Annotated in this window: 6 protein-coding genes and 1 pseudogene; 4 read left to right on the top strand and 3 right to left on the bottom strand. The window is 64.5% G+C overall.

Translation table 11 applies throughout. The features are described 5' to 3' along the window. The 3 genes from ACXJL8_RS30325 to ACXJL8_RS30315 form a co-directional block, all read left to right on the top strand. On the top strand, positions 1-479 hold a 479-nt coding region (locus tag ACXJL8_RS30325), incomplete at its 5' end, for a DUF2585 family protein (protein ID WP_456686114.1). Positions 480-531: 52 nt separating this feature from the next. Continuing rightward, a complete protein-coding gene (gene hslU, locus ACXJL8_RS30320) occupies positions 532-1,836 on the top strand; it encodes an ATP-dependent protease ATPase subunit HslU (protein ID WP_456686113.1) in 1,305 nt (434 codons plus the stop codon). 179 nt (positions 1,837-2,015) lie between these two features. Beyond that, the gene (locus ACXJL8_RS30315) at positions 2,016-3,140 is read left to right on the top strand and encodes a hypothetical protein (RefSeq protein WP_456621461.1); all 1,125 of its coding nucleotides are present in this window, start codon (positions 2,016-2,018) and stop codon (positions 3,138-3,140) included. On the opposite strand, the gene ACXJL8_RS30310 is transcribed toward ACXJL8_RS30315, so the two are convergent. The 3 genes from ACXJL8_RS30310 to ACXJL8_RS30300 are packed head-to-tail and all read right to left on the bottom strand — an operon-like array spanning position 3,137 to position 5,959. Continuing rightward, positions 3,137-3,727: a Smr/MutS family protein gene (locus tag ACXJL8_RS30310; RefSeq protein ID WP_456621462.1), complete on the bottom strand. Its 591-nt coding sequence runs from the start codon at positions 3,725-3,727 to the stop codon at positions 3,137-3,139. The genes ACXJL8_RS30315 and ACXJL8_RS30310 overlap by 4 nt on opposite strands. After that, positions 3,724-5,277 (bottom strand): murein transglycosylase A, encoded by a 1,554-nt coding sequence (mltA, locus tag ACXJL8_RS30305; protein WP_456686112.1) that lies wholly within the window; start codon positions 5,275-5,277, stop codon positions 3,724-3,726. Before mltA ends, ACXJL8_RS30310 begins: the two co-directional genes overlap by 4 nt. Beyond that, positions 5,255-5,959 (bottom strand): Tim44/TimA family putative adaptor protein, encoded by a 705-nt coding sequence (locus tag ACXJL8_RS30300; protein ID WP_456686111.1) that lies wholly within the window; start codon positions 5,957-5,959, stop codon positions 5,255-5,257. Before ACXJL8_RS30300 ends, mltA begins: the two co-directional genes overlap by 23 nt. Positions 5,960-6,371: 412 nt before the next feature. On the opposite strand from ACXJL8_RS30300, the pseudogene ACXJL8_RS30295 reads away from it, so the two are divergent. Further along, positions 6,372-6,439, top strand: a pseudogene (locus ACXJL8_RS30295) (protein-export chaperone SecB); the annotation flags it as partial.

The raw sequence follows: 6,439 nt of genomic DNA, 5'->3' as shown, positions 1-6,439 counted from the left end.
GCGTGGTGAACAGCTCGGAGAACTCCCAGCACATCGCCGATTGGTACACCTTCTCGCATGTGCTTCACGGCTTCCTGTTCTACGGCCTGACCTGGCTGCTGTTCACGCGCCTGCCGTTCCTGACCCTGTCTTTTCTAAGTTTGTCCTGGCCGGCCCGGCTGATCATCGCCATGCTGATCGAGGGCGCCTGGGAGATCGTCGAGAACTCGCCGTTCATCATCGAGCGCTACCGCGCCGGCACGATCTCGCTGGATTATTACGGCGACAGCATCGTCAATTCGATCTCGGACACGCTGTCCATGGTGCTGGGGTTTCTCGCCGCGCGCCTGCTGCCGGTCCCGGCGACCGTCGCCATCGGCCTCGCCTTCGAGATCATGATGGCGCTCCACATTCGCGACAATCTGACGCTGAACATCCTGATGCTGATCCATCCGATCGAGGCCGTGAAACTTTGGCAATCCGGTCCGCCGATCATCTGATCGCCAAAAAAGCGGCTTGTTACAGCCGGCCTCTGATCCTAGCTAAGGTCCCATGACAGACTTCTCTCCCCGCGAAATCGTTTCCGAACTCGACCGTTTCATCGTCGGCCAGGCCGATGCCAAGCGCGCGGTCTCGATCGCGCTGCGCAACCGCTGGCGCCGGCAGCAGCTCGAGGGCTCGCTGCGCGAGGAAGTGCTGCCGAAGAACATCCTGATGATCGGCCCGACCGGCGTCGGCAAGACGGAAATCGCGCGGCGGCTCGCCAAGCTCGCCAATGCGCCGTTCCTCAAGGTCGAGGCGACGAAGTTCACCGAGGTCGGCTATGTCGGCCGCGACGTCGAGCAGATCGTGCGCGATCTCGTCGAGGTCGCGATCGCCCAGGTGCGCGAGCGCAAGCGCAAGGACGTGCAGGCGCGCGCCCAGCTCGCCGCCGAGGAGCGCGTGCTCGATGCGCTTGTCGGCGCCAATTCAAGCGCGGCCACGCGGGAATCCTTCCGCAAGAAGCTGCGCGCGGGCGAAATGAACGAAAAGGRAATCGAGATCGAGACGCAGTCTTCCGGCAGCGGCTTTCCGATGTTCGAGATCCCGGGCATGCCGGGCGCACAGATGGGCGCGGTCTCGATCGGCGACATTTTCGGCAAGCTCGGCGGCCGCAGCAAGACGCGGCGGCTGACGGTGGAGAGCTCGCACGAGATCCTCGTCAACGAGGAATCCGACAAGCTGCTGGACACCGAGCAGCTGACCCAGGAGGCGATCAGCGCGGTCGAGAACAACGGCATCGTGTTCCTGGACGAGATCGACAAGATCTGCGCGCGCGACGGCCGCGTCGGCGGCGACGTCTCCCGCGAGGGCGTGCAGCGCGACCTGCTGCCGCTGATCGAGGGCACCACGGTCTCGACCAAGCACGGCGCGGTCAAGACCGACCACATCCTGTTCATCGCATCGGGCGCCTTCCATGTCGCCAAGCCGTCCGACCTGCTGCCGGAATTGCAGGGCCGCCTGCCGATCCGCGTCGAGTTGCAGGCGCTGACCCGCGACGACATGCGGCGCATCCTGACCGAGCCCGAGGCCTCGCTGATCAAGCAATATGTCGCGCTGCTGCTGACCGAGGGCGTCACGTTGGACATCACCGATGACGCCATCGACGCGCTGGCCGACGTCGCGGTCGCCGTCAATTCGACGGTCGAGAACATCGGCGCGCGGCGGCTGCAGACCGTGATGGAGCGGGTGCTCGACGAGATCTCCTTCAGCGCCCCCGATCGCAACGGCGAGACCATCCGGGTCGACGCCGACTACGTGCAGAAGCACGTCGGCGACCTCGCCAAGAACGCCGATCTGAGCCGGTTCATTTTGTAATTCGCCAGGCCCGCGCTATCAATTGGCCGTCGTCCCGGCGAAGGCCGGGACCCAAAACCACGAGTGGGTCTTGTTGGAAAAGATGGCGGCCCCAGCGTTGGATCAAAACGAACATTCGTGGCTATGGGTCCCGGCTTTCGCCAGGACGACGGCGGAGTTTTGTGCACGTCGAGTGCCACATGCTCGCTAACGTCCAGAAAAACCCCTGGCGGCTCCTGCTCGCGATCAATGCCGCGATCATCGCCGGCGTGTTCGTCCACAAGATCCAGCTGCCGCCTTACGTTCCCTACATCCACCTCATCGTCGATTATCATTTCGGCTTCATCAAGCGCGCGCTGATCGGGGCGGTGGTCGGGCTGTTCACGGCGAAGGTGCCGGTGTGGCTGGTGTTCGCGCTCGGCGGCGCGACGTGGCTGGTGACGCTTGGGCTGTACGCAAAACTGTTTCAGAAGACGTTCGGCTTCAGCGCGAAGACGCTGCCGCTGTTCGTCTTCATCGCGGGCTCGCCGTTCTTCCTGAAGAACTTCATGCACACGCTCGGCCATTTCGACATCTATGGCTGTGCGCTGGCGATCATCCTGCTGCTGATGCCGGCCGGCTCACTCCTGTTCGTGGCGACAGCCGGGCTGTTCTCGATCGTTCTGGTGCTGATCCATCACATCCATCTGCTGATGTATGTCCCCACGATCATCACCATCGTCGTGATCAGGCACTACCTGGCGCACGGCTGCAATCGTACCAATTTCGCGTTCGGCGTTGTCGCCTTGCTCACCGTCTCCGCCTTGTTCTTCGCAGCCCAGTTCCTGGGAACGATGCCGATTCCGGAGGCGGATTTCGTCCAATATCTGAAGACCCGGATGGCCGATCCGGCGCGGACCGACCTGCTGCAATTCAGCTACATCTGGTATCAGCCGCTGGCGAAGGAGATTTCGGACACCTGGGGACGCCTGCCGCACAACATCCTCGGCGTGCCCGTGTTCGCGCTGCTGATCTGGCTGCACACGCCGCTGTGGCGCTATTTTGCCGGCCTGATCGGCGCGCTCGCCGGCGACATGCACCGCCGTCTCGTGACCGCAGCGCTGGTCGGCGTCAGCCTCGCCTATCTCGTGATGTTCGCGATGGTGTTCGACTATTCGCGCTGGATCTCGAACTGGGCGGTCTGCATGTTCCTGATCCTGCATGCGGTGAAGATGCTGCCGGCCAAACAGCAAGCGCCGCTGATTCCGGCCGAGGATCGCAACACAAACATCTTCGGCCTGATCATCACGCTGATCCCGCGCGTCGGGATCGTGCGGCCGTTTTAGAATCTGGCCCGGCGAATGCGGACGTAAAGCGCGCCCTCGCCGCCATGGCCGATGCCGGCCTCCTCGAAGCCGACGACGAAGGTGCGGAATTCCGGCAGGCTCAGCCACTCCGGCACGTGGCGGCGCAGGACGCCGCTCTCGCCGCCGCTGCGGCCCTTGCCGGTGATGACGAGCACGAAGGTCAGGCCGTCATGATGGGCGCGTTGCAGGAAGCCAGCCAAGGCGCGGTGGGCCCGCATCTGGGTCATGCCGTGCAGATCGAGCCGGGCCTCGATCTCGCTGCGGCCGCGCGACAGTTTTGTGCGCTCGCGTTTGCCGAGCGGCGCCAAGGGTGGCACGGGCGGCTTTGCCGCGCGCGGTGCCGGCGCAGCAGCGACCGGCCTTGCCGGTGGCGGAGGCCTGGTGACTGGCGCCGCTGGCGAAGGCTCGGCGCGCGGCGCAGCTTGCGCCTTTGCCACGCGAAGCTTCTTCAACGGTTTGACGTGCTTTGCAACGAGGTCCCACAGCGCGCGCTCCTCCTCGCTCAGCGCACGGCGGCGCGGCGAGGGACGAGGCTCCAGCACGGGCGGACGGGACGATCGCTTCATTGCTGCCGATGGGGACGATTCTTGGCTGGCCGCCGCGGTTCCTGAACGGGCTCTATCACGGGACGCGGCACCGGCAATGGGACCGGATTGGCAACGGCGACTGTCTCACCTTTACCTTGTGCCACGGCTGCGGCTGGAGCCGCCGGCTTGGTCTGATCCTTGCCCGAATCCTTGGCAGGATCGGTTTGCGGAAACAGCTTTGCGATCTTCTCCGAGGGACGCGGGTCCGGCACCGGCAACTTCGCGCCGCGCAACGAGGGATCGAGGCCCTTCGGCACCAACATGACAAAGTGCATGGGGTGGCGCAGCCGCCCCGAGACCCGGCCGGCGTCCTGGCCGGCGCCGAAATAGAGATCGGCGCGCGCGGGTCCAATGATGGCCGAGCCGGTGTCCTGCGCGATCATCAGGCGATGGAACGCCGTCTTGGACCGTTCGGAATCGATCGGCAGCTCGCCCTCGATGAAGAACGGCGTGCCGTAAACATGCAGCGATTTGTCGACCGCGATCGAGCGGCCGGCCGTCAGCGGAATGCCCTGCGCGCCCACCGCCTCGTCCTTGTCGGACAGGTTGACCTCGCGGAAGAAGATGTAGGAGCGGTTCTGGCGCCGCAGCTCCTTGGCGCCGTCAGGGTTCTGCGCCATCCACTCCCTGATCTTCTGCATCGACATCTCCTCCTTCGGAATGATGCCGCGCTCGATCAGGATGCGCCCCACCGCCGTGTAGGGGTAGCCGTTATAGGCGTCGTAGTTGAGCCGGAGGGTGGTGCCGTCGTCGAACTTGATCCGTGCCGAGCCCTGGATCTGGGCGAACAGCAGATCGGTCGGGTCTTTCAGCCAGGCGATCTCCAGCCCGCGGCCGGCGATCTTGCCGTCCTCGATCTCGCCGCGATCGTAATAGGGCACGAGCTTGCGGCGGCCGATCTTGCGGTAGACCGGACCCTTGTTGGGCAGGCTGACCGAATCCTGCTTGTAGCCGCGCACGAACAGGTTCGAAGGGCGGCGATAGACCGGCACGTTGTAGACATCGGTCTGGGTGCGCGAGCCGTCCAGCACCGGCTCGTAATAGCCGGTCACGAACCCGTCGGGCTCGCCGAGCCGCGAGATCCGCAGCGGCGCGAAATTTTCCTCGAAGAAGGTTTTGGCCCTGGCGTCGTCGGTGAGCTCGAGCGATTTGACGACGCGGCAGGGCTCGCTCAGCGAGGCGCCCAAGGCCTTGGGTTCGACCGCGCCTGTCTGCGCATTGATCGAGCGGCAGCTGGCGCGAAACGTCTTGTAGGCGGCGAGATGATCGTCATCGCTCCAGCCCTTCACGTCCGCCCAGGCCAGCGGCAGATATTGCGCGCCGGGAATTTCGAACGGCAGGGGGAGCTGGKGATAGGGCAAGGCCCGCGGAGGCAGTGCGGCCACTTGTGGAAGATGGTGGTGGTGGCTGCGGTAGTGACGCCGCGCCGCTTCGGCGCCGAGCGAAAACGACGACAGCGCGACGACACCTGCGCAAAGCGCCGTCGCGCTGGTCTTGATGAATGCCTTAATTCGCGCTTCCGGTGCCAACCAGCTTCCAGTTCGGATCGCGAGAGGTGATGTCGCGGGCGAAAGTCCAGACGTCGGTAATGTCGGCGACCGTGTCGGCGCTGCCGTCGACGATGTTGCCGGCCTTGTCGCGGGTGGCCGAAATCATCTGCGACACGAAGCGCACGGTCAGCTGCGCGTTGCGATCGCGCAGCTCGGCGCCGGCGAGCTCGGCCTTGTCGATCGAGACGAACCGCGTCTCCGTCTTCTGCTCGTTCCTCTCGCGCTCCTTGATCGCGGCGTCGAAGCTTTCATAGACCTCCGACGACAACAGGTCGCGCAATGCGCGGCGGTCGCCATTGGCAAACGCCAGCACGATCATCTCGTAGGCGCCGCGGGCGCCGGACAGGAAGTGGCGGGGATCGAAGGTGGAGTCCTTCTCGACGATGGCGTCGAGGCCCTGCGCCAGCGGCGTGCCCGRCTCGGTCAGGCCCTTCCAGCGATCGGAAGGCGGCGTCGGCTCGGCCGTCGGCGCCAGCGGGGCCTGGTCGATCACCTTGCCCGGCATGGTCACGACATTCTTGTCCTGGGCGCCCTGGAGCGCATTGCGGGCGGTGCGGTCGAACGGCGGCCGCTCGCTCCCCGTGCGCTGCCCCAGCACGCTGCGCAGCCGCAAGAAAATGAAGACCGCGAGCGCTAGGAAGATGATGGTGTAGATGTCCACGTGGTATCCGCTTTCTGGTCTTCTCAGAGGTTCTGCCGGGGAAAATCGATCCGGCCAGTAGACCGTTCCATACCGGAACGGCAAGACTCCATCACCATTTTAGGACCGGCTCCGCAGACCGGCATCGGGTCCGTCGGATGTAGGCACGAAACCTTGCCCGGCCAATGGCGCCTTTTGGCACAGAGGGAAGTGTAGCGCGTTTTATGCTTAAGGGGAAACCCGATCCTGACCGGAAATCGCGCATCTTCAATCGTTTAAGGCCCAATTTCGTTGGGAAGGCGGGGTGAACGTCACAGTTGTGGGCGCGGCCCGGATTCCTCATCCGGGACCGTTCGTCCTTGTGGAATGAGGCGGCCCTATGTTAGCCAACCGCCGCGAAATTCAGCCCAAATCGGGTTAAGGAGAGACTTTCATGACCAACGGTAACGGCACCCCTCCCGAGGCGGCCCAGGCTCCCCAGCTCAACGTGCTGGCGCAATA

The organism is Bradyrhizobium sp. P5_C11_2 (genome assembly GCF_054049755.1).
This window is presented reverse-complemented; position numbering and strand designations above follow the sequence as displayed.

Excerpts from the sequence above, each read along its gene's own strand:
- ACXJL8_RS30310 (WP_456621462.1), bottom strand. The coding sequence starts at position 3,727 with ATGAAGCGATCGTCCCGTCCGCCCGTGCTGGAGCCTCGTCCCTCGCCG.
- ACXJL8_RS30315 (WP_456621461.1), top strand. The coding sequence starts at position 2,016 with ATGCTCGCTAACGTCCAGAAAAACCCCTGGCGGCTCCTGCTCGCGATC.